This is a genomic window from Devosia geojensis (assembly GCF_000969415.1).
GTDB classification, from domain to species: domain Bacteria; phylum Pseudomonadota; class Alphaproteobacteria; order Rhizobiales; family Devosiaceae; genus Devosia; species Devosia geojensis.
The window spans coordinates 22,184-42,024 of sequence record NZ_JZEX01000022.1 but is presented as its reverse complement, the minus strand read 5'-3'; the positions used below and the strand labels follow the sequence as shown (position 1 = coordinate 42,024).

The following is a 19,841-nucleotide window of genomic DNA, read 5'->3' as shown; positions in this document are numbered from 1 at the left end:
GCCCAAGGGGATATAGGCGGCCTTGCCGGGTTCGGTCGCCAGCGAGATGCCGACGAGGTCGGCCTGCTGGTTGTCGAGGCCGGTGGTCTCGGTGTCGACGGCGACGAACCCTTGCGCGTAGATCGCGGCGATCCAGCGTTCCAGCGCCGCGCGCTCGCGGATGGTCTCGTAGGACGAAAGATCGAAGGGGATGGCCTTGATCTTTTCGTGCACCTGCGCCGCATGGAGAACGGTCGGCGAGGCGTCGCGCCCTTCGGCGGCAAGCCGCGCGGCGCGGGCCTCGGCGCGGGCGGCATTGTCGAAGCCGACGGGAGCGACGGGCTTGACCGCCAGCTCCGGGTCCGGCTCATAGGCGTCGGCATCCGCATCGAGGAGGGTCGCGAGGCGCTTGGTCGCCGCGTTGAACTCCATGGCCTTGAGGAACGGGAAGAGTTTTGAAGGCTCGATCGGGACGCGCGCCAGGGCGGAGAGCTCGAGCTCGAGCGGCACCTCCTTGGAGAGCGTCACCAGCTGCTTCGATATGCGGGCGAGGTCGGCGTTCTCGATGAGCTTTTGCCGGCGCGAGGGCTGCTTGATCTCCTCGGCGTGCGCCAGGAGGTTTTCCAGGTCCCCGTAGGTATTGATGAGCTCGGCGGCGGTCTTGACGCCGATGCCGGGCACGCCCGGCACGTTGTCGACGCTGTCGCCGCAGAGCGCCTGCACCTCGATGACCTTGTCGGGGGTGACGCCGAACTTGGCCATCACCTCGTCCGGCCCGATCCAGCGCAGCGGCGGCTGGCCGGGGCGGGGGATGGTGTCGAGCATGCGCACCCTGCCCTCGAGGTCGACCAATTGCATCAGGTCCTTGTCGGACGAGACGATGGTGACCTTGCCGCCGGCGGCGAGCGCTTGCGTGGTGTAGGTCGCGATGATGTCGTCGGCCTCCCAGCCCTCCATTTCGATGGGGGGGATGGAAAAGGCGCGGGTGGCGGCGCGGGTCAGCGGGAACTGCGGCACCAGTTCCTCGGGCGGAGGCGGGCGCTGCGCCTTGTAGTCGGCATAGATGGCGTCGCGGAAGGTCTTGGCCGAATGGTCGAAGATGACGGCCATATGGGTCGGCGCGTCCTCGCCCTTCAGGTCCTCCATCAGCTTGAAGATCATGTTGGTGAAGCCCTGCACGCACCCGACGGGCAGCCCGTCGGACTTGCGGTTGAGGGGCGGCAGCGCGTGAAAGGCGCGGAAGATGTAGGTCGAGCCGTCGACGAGCAGCAGGTGCATGGGCGATTCTCTATGAGGCGAAGTCGGCGGACTTTAGAACAGTCGGACGGCGAACGGCACCCTTTTCCGGGCAGGCGCATTTGGGCCGTTTTTGCCTGTTAACACTTGTGGCAAGCCGACCTGGACAGGCCGACTGGAGGAACACTTGCCCAACTTCCCCTCGACGCAACCCGCGGCGACCATTCTGGTGGTCGATGACGACGCGCTCATCGCCATGAACATGGTCGACATCCTCGCCGATCTCGGCCATGGGGCCCTGGAGGCCTATTCGGGCAGGGATGCCCTCGACATCCTGATGAGCGGCGCGCCGGTCGATGCGATGATCACCGATTATTCCATGCCCGGCATGAACGGCGTCGAGCTCGCCCGCGAGGCGCGCCGGCTGCGCCCCGGCCTGCCGGTGATGGTGGCGAGCGGCTATGCCGACCTGCCCGAGGGCGTCGAGGAGGACTATCCGCGCCTGGAAAAGCCGTTCGACGAGCGCCGGCTGGCCGCCTGCCTGGCACAGGCCCTCGGCGGGGCCTCCGTCGAGGCGCAGAAGTAGCGCGGGCCGCCGGCGAGGCGCGCACGGTCTCGACACAATCCTGACATCAATCTCATATTTGGAAGACGGCATGCGCCGCTGTCGCTGCGCGCGCATGCATCTGCAATCGGGGGACTAAATCGATGTCGAAACTGGTCGTATGGACCGCCGCCGCCTTCCTGGCGCTGGCGAGCCTTTCCGCTCATGCCGCGCCTGCCGTCTCGTTCGGGGACGACAATGGCGACTACGCCAATGATGGGGAGTGCGACGACGGCCGCTTCGTCGGCAAGGGCATGACCGCGACGCCGCTATTGAGCGACGACGTGCTGCACGACGCCACCGATTGCAAGGCGGCGTACGAAGCCGGCACGATTAGCCTCCGCGGGGTGGCCGACGACGGCGCCGTCGATTTCGGCGACGACAGCGGCGAATGGGCCAATGACGGGGAATGCGACGACATGCGGTTCGTCGGCCCGGGCATGACCACCACCGCGCTGCTCGAAGACGACATCATGCGCGATGCCAGCGACTGCCGCACGGCCTACGAGGCCGGCGAGATCAAGCTGCAGCTGAAATAAGCGGGCTGACGCCCGGCACGAACGCCTGCCGTTCCGACGAGCCGGAATGGCGGGCGCGCTCCGTCCGTCGCGGCCAAACCCGTTCTGATCGAGTCAGAACGGGTCTCTCAGCCCTTGTGGTGGTGCTTGCGAACCGGAAAGTGCCGTCCGCTTTCCCTGAAAACCGCTTCGCGAGCGGCGGGAGCCGGTCCGGTTTCCGGGGCTTTAGCGCAGCCCGCTCTTTTCGAGCAGCCCCTGGCGCTTGGCGTGATAGTAGTAGCCGGCCGCATAGAGCTGCACGGCCCGGGCCTCGTCGCCGCCGGCGACCATGTAGGCGCCGGCCAGATACCGCACCGCATAGCGCAGATTGGTTTCCGCATCGAGCAGGCCCGCAGCCTGCCCGCCGTAACCCATGCCGCGGGCCGTATCGTGCCGGATCTGCATCAGGCCCCAGTAGGGTCCGTTGCGCGCTGCCGGATTGTAGTCGCTCTCGCGGTCGATGACGCGGCGGATGAGGCTCTCGGGCACGCGGTAATGGTGGGCGTAGTGGGCGATGAGCCCGTCGAGATTGCCGGGGCCGGTCGAGGCATAGGCCAGCACCTCGGGCGAGGCGGGCGGCACCATGGCGGCATCGGGCACCGCGTCGGGGTCGGCCGCAGGCGCGAGCGCGGCGATGGCGGCGGTCGCCGGCTGCGTGGTGGCCGGGCGGGTGAACGCGCTCGAGCATCCGGCGAGCGCCAGCGCCGCGCAGAGGGCGGGCAGGGCCTTGGTAACGGCGCGCGACTGTCTCAAGCGCGGATCTCCCAGTGAGGCGGGGGCCGGCCGTTCACGCAGACGCGATGCGGCAGGCCTTCGCCTATTATGGTGGAATTCTGGCGCCGATGTGGCGGCGCCCGATCACGGTGCGCCGGCCCTTACAGGCCCAATGGTTGCCGAACCGTTACCGCGACGGGCGCGGCCCCGAAGGGCCAACCAAACCAGTTGCACGACTCCCGCCCTTCGATTAGGTTGCGCGCGTTCTCGGCGGGCCCTGCCCCGCCTCCGGCCTGCACCCGTAGCTCAGCTGGATAGAGCGCTGCCCTCCGAAGGCAGAGGCCACAAGTTCGAATCTTGTCGGGTGCGCCAGTTTTCGGTGTGATCTCACGCCCGAAATCTTGCCTGTAGTCTCCCGGTGAAAGACCGACGACCCGCGTGAAGACCTTTCTGAAGGCCCCCGGATCGGAATAGCCGACTTCCCACACGATGCGCTCAATGGGCTGTTTGCCGAATTGCAGCAGCTCCTTCGCCTTGGCCACCCGCACACCCGGCATAAAACGCCCGGGCGGAACTGCGCGGTTTCGCGCACGCTCAAGGCTTTGCCGACAAGCTTCTCACTCCGATGGCGAAACCGTCATGTTTAAGCATCAGTCGGCCCGAGCGCCCGCCGGGCTGGCTTTGCCTAAGCCGTTTCGCCGGATGCCCGGGCGCTCAGCACCTCATCCGGGACTGCATCGCCCCAGTCCTTCATGGCATAAAGCACATCACTCAACGACAGTCCCAACGGGGTCAGCTCGTACACGACCCGCGGCGGCGTCTCGGCGAAGGCCGTGCGCGTCACCAGCCCATGCTGCTCGAAGCGGCGCAGACGGTGGGTCAGGGTATGCGCGCTGATCCCGCTCAAGACCTCCCGCAGCTCTGTAAACCGCCGGGGGCCGTTCAGCAGTTCCCGCACGATCAACGTCGCCCAGGGCCCATCGAGAAGAAGCAGGAACCGCTCCACGCCGCATAGCGGCAGTTTTTTCTGATCCATGCTGATTTTCTTCCATTAGTGCATTTGACGTAACCGATGCAGATAATGCACCAACAAGCATTCAATTGCTACACCAATGAAGGAAAACCGATGTCTTATATCATCCATGGCGCCACCGGCGCCCAGGGCGGCCCGCTCTATGCACGCCTGCTCGCCTCGGGCAGGAAGGCGCTCGCTGCCGTTCGCGATCCGGCCAAGATCGCGGGCAAGCCCGCGGTTGCGGTCGACAATGATTCCGTGGATTCGCTCGTTGCCGCCTATCGCGGTGCCGACGGGGTCTTCATCCACCTGCCGCAGACATCCGAGCCCGCCCGCGTCCAACAGGCCAGGAACATTGTCGAAGCGATCAAGGCCGCGAAACCCAAACGTGTCGTGGTCTCGACCAGCGGCACCATCATAGACCAGCCCGGAACGGTCCTTCAGACCCCCGAGGACAGCGCCGTCGCGATCCTGGCGCGGGGCGTGGCGGAAAGCGGCGTCTCCCATGCCATCGCCGCGCCGCGTCTTTATCTCGAAAACCTGCTCCTGCCGATGGTCCTTGAACCGGCGCAAGCCGAAGGGGTATTGCGCTATCCGGTTCGCGCCGACTTCCCGGTTTCATGGAGCTCGCACCTCGACGTTGCCGAGGTGGCTGAACGGCTGTTGACCGACCATACGGCAACCGGCGTTGTCGGTATCGGCCACCGGCCCGGCCTGAAGGGCGCGGATCTTGCCGCAGGCTTCTCGGGGCAATCCGGCCGCACTGTCACCTTCGACGCGCTGACGCCGGACGCGTTCGGCAAGCTGATCGAGCCAATGCTTGGTCCGGCCACTGCCGGCGTCGTCGGCCTCTACCAAGCGCTTTCACAAGCCGCGGACAATTTGATTTCCGAGGACACCAGCGCGCAGAACCTGCTCGGCCTCCGGCCACGCAGCGTGCAGCAATGGCTGGCGGAGGTGCTGGCCTGATCCTGAGGCCCTCATCATTTGGAGGGCTACAGCGTAGACATAACTCTCAATCTTCACCCGGCGCGGCGCCATTCGATACAGAAATCCGAACGTCGAACGCGCCGGGAGCGTGCTCAGTCATCAGGTGGTCAATCCGAGATCGGGCGGCCACCGTATGATGCTGCAACGAGAAGGAGAGTCGGATGGAGTATCGGATCTTTCAACCGCCAGCAGATCTCGCGGACCTGGTCGAACATCTCTGGGCCGTGGAAAATCCGGCCCCTCTGGATCGACATCGCGAAATCCTTATCCCCAACGGGCGTCCAACAGTGCTGCTCTGCATCGGTGATCCAGGTTTGCGGATCGCAGAAGATGGAAGCGAAACGTCCAATCGCAGCAATGCCGCCGACGCAGCAATCCGCGTTCGTGCCGAACTATCATCTGCTTGATCCTGCCGACGCGGGTATCCCGGGTGCCGTAATGGACCGAAGCTACCGCAGCCAACCCGTCATCCTGTGGTTCGAGTTCAATGATCTCGGCGCCAGCATCCGGGCAATTGTCGAATCCGGCGGTGTCGTTGCGGGTGAAAGAAACACCATTCCCGGTGAGGGGCATGTCCAGTATATGGCCGACCCCGAAGGAAACGTCTTCGGCCTGAAGCAGCCTCTGCAGGACTGAGCCGGCGTTGCCGCTCCCGAGAGGCGCTGGATGCTTTGAGGTAGGACGGCATACCCTACCCGCCGTGATTATTGAATTCCATGCATAAGCCCATGCGGATCTCGGCATCTAAATAGATGGGCTGACATCGCCTAGGTCTAGGGCACGTTCCGGTGGAGACCCCGAGCATGCCCATTCCGACGATCAGACTGAACAATGGCCTCGACATGCCCGCCATCGGGCTCGGCGTCTTCCAGAGCCAGCCCGACGAGACGGCGGCCGCCGTCGAGGAAGCGTTGCGGGTCGGCTATCGCCACATCGACACCGCCGCCGCCTACATGAACGAACGCCAGGTCGGCGAGGGCATCAAGCGGTCGGGCCTCAAGCGCGACGAGGTGTTCATCGAGACCAAGATCTGGATCAACGACTACGGCTATGACGAGACGCTGCACGGGTTCGAGAAGAGCGCCGGCAAACTCGGGGTCGATGAGATCGACCTCCTGATCCTGCACCAGCCGCTGCCCTCGGCCTTCGAGCGCACGCTTGGAGCCTACCGGGCGCTGGAGACGCTGCTCGCCGAGGGCAAGGTGCGCGCCATCGGCGTCAGCAACTTCATGCCGCGGCACCTGGAGCGGCTGCTGGCGGAGGCGGCAATCGTGCCGGCGGTCAACCAGATCGAGGTCCACCCCTATTTCCAGCAGGCCGAACTGCAGCGGCTCCACGAACGGCACGGCATCCTGACGCAGGCCTGGTCGCCCATCGGCGGCATCACCTTCTATCGCGGCGGCAGCAGAAGTACGCTCGAAGACCCGACGATCCTTTCGATCGCGCAGGCGCACGGCAAGTCGGCGGCGCAGGCCATGCTGCGCTGGGGCCTGCAGAAGGGCCGCTCGGTGATCCCCAAGTCGGTGCAGCCGGCCCGGATCGCCGAGAATTTCGACGTTTTCGATTTCGAGCTGACCGGGGCGCAACTGGCTGCGATCGACGCACTCGAGACGGGCGTGCGCGGCGGGCCCGACCCCGACGCCATCAGCCTCGAGAATTTCAGCAGACCCATTCCGGAAGCATGAGGAGGAAAGAGATGAAGACGCGAACACTGGGCACGAGCGGCCTCGAGGTCTCGGCCATAGGCCTCGGCTGCATGGGCATGAGTGCGTCCTTCGGGCCGCCCATGGACCGCAACGAAGCGATCACGCTCATTCGCGCCGCGGTCGATCGCGGCGTCACCTTCTTCGACACCGCAGAGGTCTATGGCCCCTACGCCAACGAGGAGCTGGTGGGCGAGGCGCTGCGCCCGGTCCGCGACCAGGTGGTCATCGCCACCAAGTTCGGCTTCGACATCGAGGGCGCCGACAAGAGCGGCGGCTTTGCCCGCAAGCCGCTGAGCAAGCCCGAGCACATCCGCAAGGTGGTCGAGGGATCGCTCAAGCGCCTGCAGACCGACCGGATCGACCTCTACTACCAGCACCGCGTCGATCCCGGCACGCCGATGGAGGATGTGGCCGGCACCATCAGGGACCTGATCGGCGAGGGCAAGGTCAGGCACTTCGGCCTGTCCGAGGCAGGCGTCCAGTCGATCCGGCGCGCCCATGCGGTGCAGCCGGTGACGGCGCTGCAGAGCGAATACTCGCTCTGGCATCGGGAGCCCGAAAGGGAGATCATCCCGCTGCTCGAGGAGCTCGGCATCGGCCTCGTGCCGTTCGCACCGCTGGGCAAGGGGTTCCTCACCGGCACGGTGAGCGCCGGGCAGACGTTCGGGGCCGACGATTTCAGGAGCCGGCAGCCGCGGTTCTCGCAGGAGAACCTGCGGGCCAACCAGGTGTTCGTCGACGTCGTGCACGCGGTGGCGGCAAGCAAGGGCGTGACGAGCGCACAGGTGGCGCTCGCCTGGCTGCAGGCGCAAAAGCCGTGGATCGTCCCCATTCCCGGCACGACAAAGCTGCACCGCCTCGAGGAGAACATCGGCTCGACGCAGATCGAGCTCGATGCCGCCGACCTCGCCCAGATCGAGACCGGGCTGGCCGGCATCGAGCCGCAGGGGGACCGTTATCCGCCCGAGAACAAGGCCATGGCGGGTCGATAGGGCGAAACCCCCGGCGACCTAACCGCGGCCGCGCACGACCGCGAGGTTGAAATCGGGGCCGCCGAAGGTGGCCTCGAGGCGCATCCAGAGGGGGATCAACTGCTCCATGGCGCGGCAGGCGCCGAGGTCGCCGAGATCGAGGATCGATTGCCAGCCGAAGGTGCGCAGGAGCGCCGTCACCTCGGCCCTGGCGGCCTCGTCGTTGCCGGCGACGAAGACGTGGTGCCGCGCGCCGAGCGCGGCCGGATCGACCATCAGGTGGGCGCTGACGCTGTTGAGCGTCTTGACCAGGCGCACATCGGGAAACGCCGCCTGGATCGCCTGCCCGAGGGGCACGGCGATGGGCTGGTCGACCGCATGGTCGTAGTTGGCGATGTCGACGATGATCTTGCCGGCAATGGCGCATTGCCCGAGAACGGCGACCGCCTGCTCGCCCGGCAGGGCATTGACGATCCATTCGCCGTGATCGGCGGCTTCGGCGTGGCCGGCGACGCGGATGCCGGTCTCGCGCGTGAAGCGCGCGGCGCTGTCGCCGCCGGGACTGCGCGAGCCCATCACGACGTCGTGACCAAGCTCATCGAGCTTGCGCGCGATCGCCCCGCCGACCTGACCCGTACCCATGACGGCGAACTTCATCTCGTTTCTCCGACCAGGAAATCCTCGGCCACTATAGCGGGTCGAGAGCCCGGCGAAAGGGCAGTTCGGCTGCCCTGAAACGCGCCGCGACCACGCGTCGCGGCAGCGCGCCGAGGCATTGCGCGGGGTTCCATGACGCACCGGAAGGGGCCTTTTTGCGGGAGGGAACCGGGCGCTGCGCGACAGATCCGACGGGCGGACGCGCGCGGCAACGTGGCGCAAGATCGCACAACGCGCCGATCAATGGGTTGCCCAACCGGTTTTCGACCATTAGCTAGAAAATACAAATCACTCGAGCGCCGGAGCCTGCCAGACGAGATGCCGACAGACATCGCCCTTACCGTCATCTGGGTTCTGCCGTTCCTGGCCAGTCTGGTTGCTGTGGCCATACCCCGCGGAGCCCGCGACGGAGCGGCGTGGCTCGGCGGCACGGTGGCGGGCATCTGCCTGCTGGCGACGCTCGCGCTCTATCCTGCCGTCGCCGCGCAGGGCGCGGTGCGATCGGGGCTGGACTGGATACCGAGCGCCGGCCTCAACCTCTCCTTCCGCATGGATGGGCTGGCCTGGCTCTTTTGCGTGCTCATCACCTTCATCGGGCTCCTCGTCGTGCTCTATGCGCGCTACTACATGTCGCCCAAGGACCCGGTGCCGCGCTTCTATGCGCTGCTGCTCGCCTTCATGGGCGCCATGCTCGGCCTCGTCATCTCGGGCAACATCATCCAGCTCGCCATCTTCTGGGAGCTGACCAGCCTCGTCTCGTTCCTCCTCATCGGCTACTGGTATCACCGCGGCGACGCGCGCGACGGGGCGCGCATGGCGCTGATCATCACCGGCACCGGGGGGCTGGCGCTCTTCGTCTCGATGCTGCTCGTCGGCCATATCGTCGGCAGCTACGAGCTCGACGACGTGCTGGCCTCGGGCTCGCTGATCGTCGAGCATCCGCTCTATCCGGTCACGCTCATCCTCTTGCTCGTCGCCGCCTTCACCAAGAGCGCGCAGTTCCCCTTCCAGTTCTGGCTGCCCAACGCCATGACCGCGCCGACGCCGGTGTCGGCGTACCTGCACTCGGCCACGATGGTGAAGGCCGGCGTCTTCATCCTCACACGCTTCTGGCCGGTGATGTCGGGTTCCGACCTCTGGTTCTGGATCGTGACCTATACCGGGCTCATCACGCTGATCTTCGGCGCCTATACCGCGCTCTTCCAGCGCGACCTCAAGGGGCTCCTGGCCTATTCGACCATCAGCCACCTGGGGCTGATCACCACGCTCCTCGGCATGGGCACGCCGCTGGCGGCGGTCGCTGCGATCTTCCACACCGCCAACCACGCGACCTTCAAGGCATCGCTGTTCATGGCGGTCGGCATCATCGACCACGAGACGGGCACCCGCGACGTCAGGAAGCTCAGCGGGCTGCGCCGCTTCATGCCGTTCACCGCCACCCTCGCCATCATCGCCAGCGCCGCCATGGCGGGCGTGCCGCTGCTCAACGGGTTCCTCTCCAAGGAGATGTTCTTCACCGAGACGGCGATCTACGACCCCAACGTTTTCGTCAACCTGTCGCTGCCGATCGGGGCGACGATCGCGGGCATGCTGAGCGTCGCCTACTCGGTCAAGTTCGTGCACGGCGTGTTCTTCGGGCCGCCGCCCACCCAACTCGAAAAGACCCCGCACGAGCCGCCGCCGCTGATGCGCCGGCCGATCGAGCTGCTGGTCCTGATCTGCCTTGCCGTCGGCATCATCCCCGGCATCACCATCGGGCCGTACCTGGCCTCGGCCGTCACCTCGGTGCTGGGGACCGAGACGCCCTACTACAGCCTCTCGGTCTGGCACGGGTTCAACCTGCCGCTGGTGATGAGCATCATCGCCATGGTCGGGGGTGTCGCCATCTACGTGCCCTACTACCGGCGCCTGCGCGACGTCGACGGCGCGCCGCTGATCGGGCGGTGGCGCGGGCAGCGAATCTTCGAGAGGATGCTCGTCACACTCACCAATCGCTGGGCCCGCAAGGTCATCGCGACCTTCGGCACCCAGCGCCTGCAACCGCAGATCTTCCTCGTCGTCCTGCTCGCGCTCGCCGCGGGAGTCGCGGCCGGATGGGCCCGCATCGGGCAGCTGCCCCTGCCCGACAGCTTCGACCCCGTGCTGGGGCTCGTGTGGCTCGTCGGCGGCATCAGCGCGCTCGCCGCCGCCCAGCAGGCCAAGTTCCACCGCCTGGCCGCCATGATCCTGATGGGCGGCGCGGGCCTTGCCACCTGCCTCACCTTCGCCTGGTTCTCCGCGCCCGACCTCGCCCTCACCCAACTCCTCGCCGAGATCGCGACGACCGTCCTGATCCTGCTCGGCCTGCGCTGGCTGCCCAAGCGCCTGCCGACACCCGACGACGTCACCTGGAAGGTGCGCATAAGGCGCTATCGCGACGCGGGCCTTGCCGCGCTCGTCGGGCTCGGCGCGACTGTCGCCAGCTACGCGATCATGACGAGCCCGGCTCCCGAGGGCATTTCCGACTTCTTCCTCACCAACGCCTACTCGCAGGGCGGGGGCACCAATGTCGTCAACGTGATGCTGGTCGACTTCCGCGGCTTCGACACGCTGGGCGAGATCACCGTGCTCGGCATGGTGGCGCTGACGGTCTTCGCGCTCCTGCGCCGGTTCCGGCCCGCGGCCGACAGCGCATCGCGGCCCGAGCAGCAGCAGGTGCTCGACGACATGGCCAACGGGGCCGGCCAGCAGGTCGCCGACGACTTCCTGCGCATTCCCGCGCTCATCATGAACTGGATGTTCCCGGTGGTGATCGTCGTCGCCCTCTACATGCTCTTGCGCGGGCACGACCTGCCCGGCGGCGGGTTCATCGCCGGCATCGTCATGTCGCTGGCCTTCATCCTGCAGTACATGGCCGGCGGCACGCGCTGGGTCGAGGACCGGCTGCGCATCCTGCCGGTGCTGTGGATCGGCTGGGGCCTGCTGCTGGCGCTCATGACCGGGCTCGGCGCGATGGCGCTCGGCGCGCCCTTCCTGACCTCCGCCTTCGCCTATTGGGACATCCCGCTCATCGGCAAGGTGCCGATGGCGACGGCCCTCCTCTTCGACCTCGGCGTCTTCGCGCTGGTGGTCGGGGCGACGGTGCTGATGCTCATCGCGCTGGCGCACCAGTCGATCCGCCGGCCCAAGGCCGCCTCGGCCCCCACACCCAAGATCCGCGAGGGGCTCGACAAATGGAACTGACACTTGCCCTGGCCATCGGCGTCCTGGCCGGCTCGGGGGTCTACCTGATCCTGCGGCCGCGCACCTTCCAGGTGATCGTCGGGCTCTCGCTGCTCTCCTATGCGGTCAACCTCTTCATCCTCGCCATGGGGCGGCTGCGCATGGATGCAGCGCCGATCCTGTCGGGCGCCAACGCCAATCCGGCCGACTATACCGACCCGGTGCCTCAGGCGCTGGTCCTGACCGCCATCGTCATCGGCTTCGCCATGACGGCCTTGTTCCTCGTCGTGCTGCTGGCCGCGCGCGGCCTTACCGGCAACGACCACGTCGACGGGACGGGAAACTGAGATGGGCGAGATGAACCACATCGCGATCCTGCCGATCCTGGTGCCGATGATGGCGGCGATCGCCAACCTGATCCTCGGCGACCAGCGCAGCAGCAAGCGGATCGTCGGCCTCAACATCGCCTTCAGCATCATCCTCCTGGCGTCGGCCGTGCTGCTCTTCGTCACCCTCGCCCAGCCGGGCGCGACGGCGGCGGCGGTCTATCCGCTGGGCAACTGGCCGGTGCCGTTCGGCATCGTGCTGGTGGCCGACAGGCTCGCGGCGCTGATGGTCCTGACCACCTCGATCCTGGCGCTCGCCGCCCTCATCTTCGCCTCGGCCCGCTGGTACCGGAACGGCACCAACTTCTTTCCCCTCTTCCACGCGCTCACCATGGGGCTCAACGGCGCGTTCCTCACCGGCGACCTCTTCAACCTCTTCGTCTTCTTCGAGCTGCTGCTGGCCGCCTCCTACGGGCTGGTGCTGCACGGGGGCGGGCGCAACCGGGTGCGCTCGGCGCTGCACTACATCGCCATCAACCTCGTCGCCTCGTTCCTCTTCCTCATCGGCGTCGCCCTCATCTACGGCACCACCGGCACGCTCAACATGGCCGACATCGCGCGGGTCGCGCCGACGATCACCGGCGAGAACCGGGGGCTGTTCGAGGCGGGCGCGGCGGTGCTGGGCGTCGCGTTCCTCATCAAGGCGGGCGCCTGGCCGCTGCATTTCTGGCTGCCCAACACCTATTCCTCGGCAGCCCCGCCGGCCGCGGCGCTGTTTGCGGTCATGACCAAGGTCGGCTTCTATGCCATCCTGCGGCTGTGGACGCTGGTCTTTGCCAACGAGGCCGGGGAAGGGGCGACCTTCGCGCAGAACGTGCTGCTGGTCCTCGGGCTGGCGACCGTGGCCTATGGCAGCATCGGGGCGCTCTCGTGCAAGGCGCTCGACCGGCTGGCGAGCTACCTCATCCTGGTCTCGGCCGGCACGCTGCTGCTGGCGGTGGCCTTCAATGCGCCGGGGGTGACGGCCGGCGCCCTCTACTACCTCGTCGTCGCGACCCTTGCGGCTGGGGCGCTCTTCCTCCTCAAGGACGTCATCGACCAGATCCTGCCGGCAGAGGCGCAGATCCTGGCGGTTTCGCTCGAGATCTACGGCGACGAGGACGAGGAGCTCGACGAGGACGAGGAGGTGAGCCCGGTGACGCCGACCGCCGCGACGCTGATCAGCTGGTGCTTCGCCATCGCGGCGCTGGTGATGGCGGGCCTGCCGCCGCTCTCGGGGTTCCTGGCCAAGTTCGTCATGATCTCGTCGGCGCTTGCGGTGGGGGACGCGCCGACGGCGGCGACCTGGTGGTTCACCGGGGCCATCATCGTCTCGGGCCTCTTCGTGCTGGTGGCGATGGTGCGCAACGGCATCAACATCTTCTGGACGTCGCTCCCCGACGGGGCGCTGCGCATCCGCCCGATGGAAATGGCGCCGATCGTCGTGCTGCTGGCGCTCTGCGTGCTGATGAGCGTCGCGGCCGGGCCGATCCTCGAATTCCTCACCGACACCGCCGCCTTCATCCATACGCCGGGCGGCTATGTCGGCGCGGTCCTGCCGCCGGGAGCAGCCCCATGAAGCGCATCCTGCCCCACCCCGTGCTCGCCGGCTTCCTGCTGATCCTGTGGCTGGTGCTGCAGCAGTCGGCGGGCCTCGGCCATATCCTGCTCGGCGGCGCGATCGCGATCGTTGCTTCCCTTGCCGCGCACGCCGTCATCCCCGAGCCGGTGACGCTGCGCCGCCCGCTCAAGTTCGTGCAGCTCCTCGTCGTCGCCGGCATCGACATCATCCGCTCGAACCTGGCGGTGCTCTCGGTGCTGCTGCATCCGCGCCCGCGCCCCACGGCCGGCTTCATCGAGATGAAGCTCGAGCTGACCAACACCTTCGGGCTGGCCATCCTCGCCTGCATCCTGACGGCGACCCCGGGGAGCGCCTGGCTCGAATACGACCGCGAGAAGAGCTCGGTGCTCATCCACGTCTTCGACCTGGTCGACGCCAACGAGTGGGCCAGGACCATCAAGGCCCGCTACGAAACCCTGCTGCTGGAGGTCTTCCAATGAGCGTCGCGATCCTCGAATGGAGTCTGCTCGTCGCACAGGTCATGCTGGGCGTCGGCATGCTGGCGACCCTTTATCGCATGGTGCGGGGCCCGCACGCGCAGGACCGGATCCTCGCCCTCGACGCGCTCTACGTCGTCGCGCTGCTGCTGCTCGTGACGCTCGGCATCCGCACCAACAGCCAGGTCTATTTCGAGCTCGCCATGCTCATCGGGCTACTCGGGTTCGTCGGCACGGTGGCGCTCGCCAAGTTCCTCATGCGCGGCGAGGTGATCGAATGATCGCGGACCTGCCGCTCTGGCTCTCGATCCTGGTGTCGGCCGGCGTACTGGCCGGCGCGCTCCTGACCATGGCCGGGTGCCTCGGCCTTGTGCGGCTCCGGGACTTCTACCTGCGCATCCACGCGCCCACCATGGGCACGAGCATGGGCGGCGGGCTCATCCTCCTCGCCTCGGCCATCTACTTCACGCTGACCCAACAGCGGCTGGTGGTGCACGAAATCGCCATCTTCCTCTTTGTGACGGTGACGACTCCCGTCACGCTGATGCTGCTGGCCCGGGCGACGCTCTTCCGCGATCGCGCGGCCGGGTTCACCGCGACCGGACCCGACGCGGCACCCAAGGAGCGGCCGGAGGTCGCCGACTGACATTCCGCACGCCGACGTCATCGGCGGCCACGTCTTCACAAGGAAAGGGAGAGGATCCTGTGGACCTCGATATCGATACTCTGGTCAACGCGCTCGTCGCCGCCCGCAACGGATCGGGAGGGCCGGTCGCAGCGCAGCGCCTCAGCCACCTGACGCTGGACCAGGCCATGGAGATCCAGAGCAAGGTGCAGGCCGCGCTCGGCGAGACCACGGCCGCCGCCAAGATCTCGGTGGTGGACGGGGGCGCGCTGATCGCCCCGATCTTTGCCGGCGCGGTCGTCGGCGACGGCGAGACGTTCTCCATGCCGCGCCGCAGCTTCATCGCCCTCGAGATCGAGGTCGCCGCCGTTCTGGGGCAGGACTATCCCGCAGCGGCCACCGCCGGGAATGCCGAGGACCTTTCGGCGGCGATCGATCATTTCGTCGTCGGCATCGAGGTCCTGGGCACGCGGCTCGTCCAGCGCGAGGAGGCCGGCAAGTTCGGCGCGGTGGCCGACAACCTGACCGGGGCCGGTTATGTCGTCGGGCGCCAGAAGATCGGCGCGCTCGCCGACATCGAGGGACTGCCGGTGCGGGTCACCCTACCCGGCGGCGAGACGCGCGAGCTCTCGGCGCGCCATCCCTTCGGCGGGCCGCTCGCGCCCATCCTCGCCTTCGGCCGGCAGCCGCACCGGCACTTCCCGGCGCTGCGCAAGGGCGTCGTCGTCACCACCGGCTCGCTGACGACGCCGGTCGCGTTCGCAGAGGCCGGCGAGGTCACCATGCAGCTCGGCGACTACGATCCGGTCTCGTTCACGCTCGACCTGACGGACTGACAGATGCGGAGGACGGCAAAGCCGTCCTCCTTCCTCTCAGGGCGTGAAGAGGGTGCCGGCGATGTAGCGGTCGGTTCCGGCGCCGTGGTTGTAGTAGTAGACCGTCAGCGCCGTGCCGTCGGCGAGAACGACGGTGCGCGGATAGCCGAGGTCGGACATGCCCGCGTCATCGCGCAGGATCATGTCCGCGCTCCAGCTCCTGCCGCCGTCGGCGCTGGTGCGCGCGCGCATGCCGTAGGGCGCATCGCGGAATCCGTAGACGAGGAGCAGCCGGCCGTCCGGCAGCGCCGAGAGCGTCGGCGGATTGCCGCCATAGCCGGTGTTGTCGACCGCCCGGCCTTCCAGCGTCCAGGTGCGCCCGTCGTCGCGCGAGCGGTACTGCTCGATCCAGGCCCTTCGGTCGGGGCCCTTGCCGGGCGTCGAGCAGCGCACGAGGCAGAGGATGCTGCCGTCGGCGAGCTTCAGGGACGCGGGCATGATCGCATAACCCTCCGGCTCGTCGCCGACGAAGCCCTCGAAGGTGAAGGTGCGCGCGCCGTCGCGGGTGCGCAGGCAGAAGACCCGCCCTTCCCTGCCGTTCGACTTGACCGCCGTCAGCAGGAACAGCGCGTCGTGCCGCCCCAGCGGCACGATGTCGGTGCGCGCCGAGATCCCCGGCAGGCCGAAATCGCCGAAGCGGTAGGGGCCCTGCCAGGATCGGGCGCGGTCGCGGCTGACGTAGAACCAGCTGATCGAGCCGGCGTCGAGGCCGGTGCGGGCGGCCATGACGATGGTCTCGGGATCGGTGAAGTCGACGGGCTCGCCGAGCTGGGGCAGGTCGCGCCCGGGCACGATGTTGGGCTGGCTCTGCAGCGCCTCGACCACGTGCTCGTCGCCCGAGAGCGAGGTGCCGCCGGGGATCGTGCCGGTGAAGGGCTCCGCGGTCCAGGTGCGCCCGCCATCGAGGCTGCGGGCCTGCCGGCCGACGAACGGCCGGGTCATGTCGCGGGCGTGCAGGCCCTCCTGGGCGCCCCTGAAGCCCTGGGAGAAGACGGCGACGATCTCGTCGCCCCATGCCCAGAGGCCGTAATTGGCCGGCCAGGCGGCGTATTCGCCGGGGACGTGGTGGATCTCGACGTGCTCGATCATGGCAAGAACTCTCCGATGCGCGCTGGCGCGCCTGCTGATAACGGGTGAACGAACGCTAGCCCTTGACGCCGCTGGTGACGGCTCCGTCGATGACGTAGCGCTGGGCGAAGAGGAAGACGACGATGATGGGCATGGTGATGAGGGTGGCCATCGCCATGACGACGTTCCAGCGCGCGTCGGGCCCGCTCTGGAGCAGCTGCAGCCCGATCTGCAGGGTCGCCATGTCGCGCGAGTTGGTCAGGATCAGCGGCCAGATGAACTCGTTCCAGGCGCTCTGGAAGCTCAGCACCCCCAGCACCGCCATGGCCGGACGCGCCAGCGGCAGCAGGATGCGCCAGAAGATGGTGAAGGGCCTGGCGCCGTCGAGGCGCGCCGATTCCTCGTACTCGATGGGGATGCGGGTGAAGAACTGGCGCATCAGGAAGATGCCGAAGGGCGTCGCGGCCGTCGGCAGGATCATGCCCCAATAGGTGTTGAGCAGGCCCGTGCCGCCATTGCCCAGCCAATCGTTGCCGCCGGCGAAGGGGATCTTCTGGACGATGAGGAACACCGGCACGATCTGGCTCTGGGCCGGCACCATCAGGAGCCCGACGACGAGCGCGAAGACCAGCGTCTTGCCGCGGAACTGCATGCGCGCCAGCGCGTAGCCGGCCAGCGAGCAGAAGGCGAGGTTCGACGCGGTCGAGCCCAGCGCGAAGATCAGGCTGTTGATCAGCTGGCGTCCGGTATCGGGCGCGTTGATGACGTCGAGATAGTTCTGCCACACCAGCCCCTGCGGCACGAAGCTCGGCGGGAACCGGAAGACCTCCGGATCGGTCTTGAACGAGGTCGACACCATCCACAGGAACGGCGCCATGGTGGCAAAGGCGGCAAAGAGCAGCAGGCCATAGCCGACGACGGCCTCGGCGACCGGCCGCAGGGCGGCGAGCCTCGATGCGGCGGAAACGGGGGCGACGCTCTGCGCGTCCGACGTGGCGGTGCTCATGCCTCACCCTTCCTCATGATCTTGGTTCCGACGATCGAGAACAGCAGGATGACGAAGAACAGCACCGTCGACATGGCGGCCGCGTAGCCGAACTCGGTGTAGCCGAAAGCCGTCTGGTACATCTGGAAGACGATGGTTTCGGTCGATCCCAGCGGCCCGCCGCCGGTCATGACGTAGATGGCGCCGAACACCTGGAACGACTGCACGATGAGGATGATCATCAGATAGAAGGTGACCGAGGAGAGCATGGGAACGGTGATGCGCCGCAGGATGGCGAACTTGCCCGCGCCGTCGAGCCGGGCGGCCTCGTAGATCTCCTCGGGGATGTCCTGGAGGCCGGCGAGATAGATGATCATGGCCGTGCCGAAATCGCGCCAGACGGCCATGATGATCAGCGCGGTCATGGCAAGGTTCGGCGATTGCAGCCAAGGCTGCGGCGGCAGGCCGAGCGAGACGAGAAGCCCGTTCATCGGCCCGGAATAGGGCTCGTAGATGTAGACCCAGACCACAGCCGCCGCGATCAGCGAGGTCAGCACCGGCAGGTAGAAGATGGTGCGGAAGGCGACGCGGAACGGAAAACGGCGATTGAGCGCCACGGCCGCGAGGAGACCCAGCACCATCGTGGGCAGCGTCACCCCGAGGGTATAGTAGCTGGTGTTGAAGACCGCCTGCTGGAAGCGGCCGTCCGAGAGAAGGCGCAGGTAGTTGTCGAGGCCGACGAAATTCGTCGGCCTCAGGAACGAGATGTCGGTAAAGCTCATCCCGATCGTGGCGGCGGCCGGCAGCAGCAGCGACAGGAACAGGATCAACAGCGCCGGGGCGAGGAAGAGATACGCGCCCAGGTTCTGGTTGAAAGCCGGAGCGTCGGCGGCACCCGATCGGAATGTCATCGCTCGCGCCTCAGCCCCGGTCGAGAATGGTCTGCACCTCGGCGGCCGCGGAGGTCAGCGCGTTCTCGACGCTCGTGCGGTTGAACATGGCCTCCTGCACGGCCCGGGCGATGATGGTCACGAGGCGGGAGAAGGCGGGGATGGCCGGAGCCTTGGCCGGCGCGAAGCTCGCCGTGTGCACGAACTTGGAAAGGTACGGGTCCGCCTGCACCGCCGGGTCCTGCTGGGCGGACTTGAGGACGGGCACGTTCTTGCTCTCGACGGCGAACGCCACCTGCTGCTCGGGCGAAAGCGCGAACTCGATGAACGCCACCGCGCCCTCGGTGTTGCGCGCATCGCGCGGGACCGCGTAGCAGAAGGGATCGACGATGGAGGTGAAGCCGCCGCCCTCCATCGGAATCGGAGCCACGTCGAACTCGATGCCGGCCCGCAGCGCATTGTTGGTCGAATAGTTGCCGGCGATGATCATGGCCGCGCGGCCGGTGTTGAAGGGGCTGGCGAGCCCGCCCGGCCCGAGCCCGAAGCCGAGGTCGGTGACCTTGTCGGCATACAGCAGGTCATAGAGGAAGGTCAGCGCCTTGACCCCCTCGGGACCGGCGAAGGTGGGCGTCGACAGGTCGTCGCTGAGGAGCGAGCCGCCCGCGCCCTGCAGGAAGATGGTGAAGGTCTCCCAGGCTTCCAGGTCATTGTGGAACATGCTGAAGCCGGCAACCTCCAGGAGGCCCGATTCGGCGCGCCTGGTAAGGGCGACGGCCCACTCGCGCAGTTCCGCCCAGGTCGTGGGCGGCGCATCGGGATCGAGCCCCGCCTGCGTCACCAGCGCCCGATTGAAGCCGATGCCGCGCGAGGTGCCGTACATCGGAACCGAATACTGGGCGCCGTTGATGTGGCCGTAGGCCAGAAGCGAGGGGTCGAGCGCCGTCATGTCGACATCGAGCGCCTCGCCGAGATCGAGCATGCGGTCGCCGGCCGCGTAGGTGAGGTTGTAGTCCCAGTGCTGGACGAAAAGATCGGGCGCGGTGTTGCCGTTGATCGAGGTGAGGATCTTCTCGTTGAGCTGCGGCGGCTCGGCGTAGAGGGTGCTGACGAGGTTGCGCTCCGGGTGGGCGGCCTTGAACGCGGCCTCCAGCGCCTCGCCCGCCGCGCGCTTGCTGCCGGCGAACTGAGACCAGAAGACCAGCTGCTGGTCCTGGGCGAAGGCGCGGCCGGCAACGCCTGTGAGGCCGAGCGCCAGGGCGCTGCCGGCGACCCCGCGCAGAAGCTCGCGCCGGTTGAGGCCGCGGTGTTTGATGGATGTGGACATGTGCTCTCTCCCTTGTGGCGC

General features: G+C 67.3%; 20 protein-coding genes, 1 tRNA gene and 2 pseudogenes. 14 read left to right on the top strand and 9 right to left on the bottom strand.

What is annotated here, in order from left to right:
* Positions 1–1,257 (bottom strand): 5'-3' exonuclease H3TH domain-containing protein (locus VE25_RS01355; RefSeq protein WP_046106781.1); only part of this gene is annotated, 1,257 nt, incomplete at its 3' end.
* 145 nt (positions 1,258–1,402) lie between these two features.
* On the opposite strand from VE25_RS01355, the gene VE25_RS01350 reads away from it, so the two are divergent.
* Positions 1,403–1,801 (top strand): response regulator, encoded by a 399-nt coding sequence (locus tag VE25_RS01350; RefSeq protein WP_046106780.1) that lies wholly within the window; start codon positions 1,403–1,405, stop codon positions 1,799–1,801.
* Between the two features lie 122 nt (positions 1,802–1,923).
* Positions 1,924–2,358, top strand: coding sequence for a hypothetical protein (locus VE25_RS01345; protein WP_052731647.1), 435 nt, complete (start codon positions 1,924–1,926; stop codon positions 2,356–2,358).
* A 204-nt stretch (positions 2,359–2,562) separates the two neighbouring features.
* Here VE25_RS01345 and VE25_RS01340 read toward each other — a convergent pair.
* Positions 2,563–2,913 (bottom strand): annotated as a pseudogene (locus tag VE25_RS01340) (transglycosylase SLT domain-containing protein); the annotation flags it as partial.
* Positions 2,914–3,385: 472 nt separating this feature from the next.
* Between VE25_RS01340 and VE25_RS01335 the strand changes: the two are divergent.
* Positions 3,386–3,462, top strand: a tRNA-Arg gene (locus VE25_RS01335).
* A gap of 41 nt (positions 3,463–3,503) precedes the next feature.
* On the opposite strand, the pseudogene VE25_RS23500 reads toward VE25_RS01335, so the two are convergent.
* Both VE25_RS23500 and VE25_RS01330 read right to left on the bottom strand, forming a co-directional pair.
* Positions 3,504–3,656, bottom strand: a pseudogene (locus VE25_RS23500) (helix-turn-helix domain-containing protein); the annotation flags it as partial.
* A 119-nt stretch (positions 3,657–3,775) separates the two neighbouring features.
* Positions 3,776–4,126: a winged helix-turn-helix transcriptional regulator gene (locus VE25_RS01330; RefSeq protein ID WP_046106779.1), complete on the bottom strand. Its 351-nt coding sequence runs from the start codon at positions 4,124–4,126 to the stop codon at positions 3,776–3,778.
* Positions 4,127–4,216: 90 nt separating this feature from the next.
* Here VE25_RS01330 and VE25_RS01325 point away from each other — a divergent pair, with 90 nt between their 5' ends.
* From VE25_RS01325 to VE25_RS01310, 4 genes are all read left to right on the top strand, one after another.
* Positions 4,217–5,074: an NmrA family NAD(P)-binding protein gene (locus VE25_RS01325; RefSeq protein WP_046106778.1), complete on the top strand. Its 858-nt coding sequence runs from the start codon at positions 4,217–4,219 to the stop codon at positions 5,072–5,074.
* A 351-nt stretch (positions 5,075–5,425) separates the two neighbouring features.
* Positions 5,426–5,731 (top strand): VOC family protein, encoded by a 306-nt coding sequence (locus tag VE25_RS01320; protein ID WP_152664468.1) that lies wholly within the window; start codon positions 5,426–5,428, stop codon positions 5,729–5,731.
* A 167-nt stretch (positions 5,732–5,898) separates the two neighbouring features.
* Positions 5,899–6,780, top strand: a complete 882-nt coding sequence (locus VE25_RS01315; RefSeq protein WP_046106776.1) for an aldo/keto reductase — start codon at positions 5,899–5,901, stop codon at positions 6,778–6,780.
* A gap of 11 nt (positions 6,781–6,791) precedes the next feature.
* The gene (locus tag VE25_RS01310) at positions 6,792–7,793 is read left to right on the top strand and encodes an aldo/keto reductase (protein WP_046106775.1); all 1,002 of its coding nucleotides are present in this window, start codon (positions 6,792–6,794) and stop codon (positions 7,791–7,793) included.
* Between the two features lie 18 nt (positions 7,794–7,811).
* Here VE25_RS01310 and VE25_RS01305 read toward each other — a convergent pair whose 3' ends face one another.
* Positions 7,812–8,429 (bottom strand): NADPH-dependent F420 reductase, encoded by a 618-nt coding sequence (locus VE25_RS01305; protein WP_046106774.1) that lies wholly within the window; start codon positions 8,427–8,429, stop codon positions 7,812–7,814.
* 318 nt (positions 8,430–8,747) lie between these two features.
* Here VE25_RS01305 and VE25_RS01300 point away from each other — a divergent pair, with 318 nt between their 5' ends.
* Genes VE25_RS01300 through VE25_RS01270 form a run of 7 tightly spaced genes read left to right on the top strand, consistent with a single transcriptional unit; the run spans position 8,748 to position 15,514 of the window.
* On the top strand, positions 8,748–11,651 hold the full coding sequence (locus tag VE25_RS01300; RefSeq protein ID WP_046106773.1) for a monovalent cation/H+ antiporter subunit A: 2,904 nt from the start codon (positions 8,748–8,750) through the stop codon (positions 11,649–11,651).
* A complete protein-coding gene (locus VE25_RS01295) occupies positions 11,642–11,977 on the top strand; it encodes a Na+/H+ antiporter subunit C (RefSeq protein ID WP_046106772.1) in 336 nt (111 codons plus the stop codon). Before VE25_RS01300 ends, VE25_RS01295 begins: the two co-directional genes overlap by 10 nt.
* Before the next feature lies 1 nt (position 11,978).
* Positions 11,979–13,574: a monovalent cation/H+ antiporter subunit D gene (locus VE25_RS01290; RefSeq protein ID WP_244466837.1), complete on the top strand. Its 1,596-nt coding sequence runs from the start codon at positions 11,979–11,981 to the stop codon at positions 13,572–13,574.
* On the top strand, positions 13,571–14,056 hold the full coding sequence (locus VE25_RS01285; RefSeq protein ID WP_046106771.1) for a Na+/H+ antiporter subunit E: 486 nt from the start codon (positions 13,571–13,573) through the stop codon (positions 14,054–14,056). The genes VE25_RS01290 and VE25_RS01285 overlap by 4 nt, the downstream gene beginning before the upstream one ends.
* Positions 14,053–14,334, top strand: a complete 282-nt coding sequence (locus VE25_RS01280; protein ID WP_046106770.1) for a K+/H+ antiporter subunit F — start codon at positions 14,053–14,055, stop codon at positions 14,332–14,334. Before VE25_RS01285 ends, VE25_RS01280 begins: the two co-directional genes overlap by 4 nt.
* Positions 14,331–14,699 (top strand): monovalent cation/H(+) antiporter subunit G, encoded by a 369-nt coding sequence (mnhG, locus tag VE25_RS01275; protein ID WP_046106769.1) that lies wholly within the window; start codon positions 14,331–14,333, stop codon positions 14,697–14,699. Before VE25_RS01280 ends, mnhG begins: the two co-directional genes overlap by 4 nt.
* Before the next feature lie 59 nt (positions 14,700–14,758).
* Complete coding sequence (locus VE25_RS01270) at positions 14,759–15,514, top strand: fumarylacetoacetate hydrolase family protein (RefSeq protein ID WP_046106768.1); 756 nt, start codon at positions 14,759–14,761, stop codon at positions 15,512–15,514.
* Positions 15,515–15,550: 36 nt separating this feature from the next.
* Here VE25_RS01270 and VE25_RS01265 read toward each other — a convergent pair whose 3' ends face one another.
* Genes VE25_RS01265 through VE25_RS01250 form a run of 4 tightly spaced genes read right to left on the bottom strand, consistent with a single transcriptional unit; the run spans position 15,551 to position 19,820 of the window.
* Positions 15,551–16,642 (bottom strand): sialidase family protein, encoded by a 1,092-nt coding sequence (locus VE25_RS01265; RefSeq protein ID WP_046106767.1) that lies wholly within the window; start codon positions 16,640–16,642, stop codon positions 15,551–15,553.
* Positions 16,643–16,697: 55 nt separating this feature from the next.
* On the bottom strand, positions 16,698–17,627 hold the full coding sequence (locus tag VE25_RS01260; RefSeq protein WP_052731646.1) for a carbohydrate ABC transporter permease: 930 nt from the start codon (positions 17,625–17,627) through the stop codon (positions 16,698–16,700).
* A complete protein-coding gene (locus tag VE25_RS01255) occupies positions 17,624–18,517 on the bottom strand; it encodes a carbohydrate ABC transporter permease (protein ID WP_046106766.1) in 894 nt (297 codons plus the stop codon). The genes VE25_RS01260 and VE25_RS01255 overlap by 4 nt, the downstream gene beginning before the upstream one ends.
* Before the next feature lie 10 nt (positions 18,518–18,527).
* Entirely contained in the window at positions 18,528–19,820 is a 1,293-nt protein-coding gene (locus VE25_RS01250; protein ID WP_046106765.1) for an ABC transporter substrate-binding protein, read from the bottom strand.
* Positions 19,821–19,841: the final 21 nt, after the last annotated feature.

Excerpts from the sequence above, each read along its gene's own strand:
- VE25_RS01260 (WP_052731646.1), bottom strand. The coding sequence starts at position 17,627 with ATGAGCACCGCCACGTCGGACGCGCAGAGCGTCGCCCCCGTTTCCGCC.
- VE25_RS01250 (WP_046106765.1), bottom strand. The coding sequence starts at position 19,820 with ATGTCCACATCCATCAAACACCGCGGCCTCAACCGGCGCGAGCTTCTG.
- VE25_RS01280 (WP_046106770.1), top strand. The coding sequence starts at position 14,053 with ATGAGCGTCGCGATCCTCGAATGGAGTCTGCTCGTCGCACAGGTCATG.
- mnhG (WP_046106769.1), top strand. The coding sequence starts at position 14,331 with ATGATCGCGGACCTGCCGCTCTGGCTCTCGATCCTGGTGTCGGCCGGC.
- VE25_RS01295 (WP_046106772.1), top strand. The coding sequence starts at position 11,642 with ATGGAACTGACACTTGCCCTGGCCATCGGCGTCCTGGCCGGCTCGGGG.
- VE25_RS01305 (WP_046106774.1), bottom strand. The coding sequence starts at position 8,429 with ATGAAGTTCGCCGTCATGGGTACGGGTCAGGTCGGCGGGGCGATCGCG.
- VE25_RS01310 (WP_046106775.1), top strand. The coding sequence starts at position 6,792 with ATGAAGACGCGAACACTGGGCACGAGCGGCCTCGAGGTCTCGGCCATA.
- VE25_RS01320 (WP_152664468.1), top strand. The coding sequence starts at position 5,426 with ATGGAAGCGAAACGTCCAATCGCAGCAATGCCGCCGACGCAGCAATCC.
- VE25_RS01290 (WP_244466837.1), top strand. The coding sequence starts at position 11,979 with ATGGGCGAGATGAACCACATCGCGATCCTGCCGATCCTGGTGCCGATG.
- VE25_RS01345 (WP_052731647.1), top strand. The coding sequence starts at position 1,924 with ATGTCGAAACTGGTCGTATGGACCGCCGCCGCCTTCCTGGCGCTGGCG.
- VE25_RS01315 (WP_046106776.1), top strand. The coding sequence starts at position 5,899 with ATGCCCATTCCGACGATCAGACTGAACAATGGCCTCGACATGCCCGCC.
- VE25_RS01300 (WP_046106773.1), top strand. The coding sequence starts at position 8,748 with ATGCCGACAGACATCGCCCTTACCGTCATCTGGGTTCTGCCGTTCCTG.
- VE25_RS01265 (WP_046106767.1), bottom strand. The coding sequence starts at position 16,642 with ATGATCGAGCACGTCGAGATCCACCACGTCCCCGGCGAATACGCCGCC.
- VE25_RS01255 (WP_046106766.1), bottom strand. The coding sequence starts at position 18,517 with ATGACATTCCGATCGGGTGCCGCCGACGCTCCGGCTTTCAACCAGAAC.
- VE25_RS01330 (WP_046106779.1), bottom strand. The coding sequence starts at position 4,126 with ATGGATCAGAAAAAACTGCCGCTATGCGGCGTGGAGCGGTTCCTGCTT.
- VE25_RS01285 (WP_046106771.1), top strand. The coding sequence starts at position 13,571 with ATGAAGCGCATCCTGCCCCACCCCGTGCTCGCCGGCTTCCTGCTGATC.
- VE25_RS01325 (WP_046106778.1), top strand. The coding sequence starts at position 4,217 with ATGTCTTATATCATCCATGGCGCCACCGGCGCCCAGGGCGGCCCGCTC.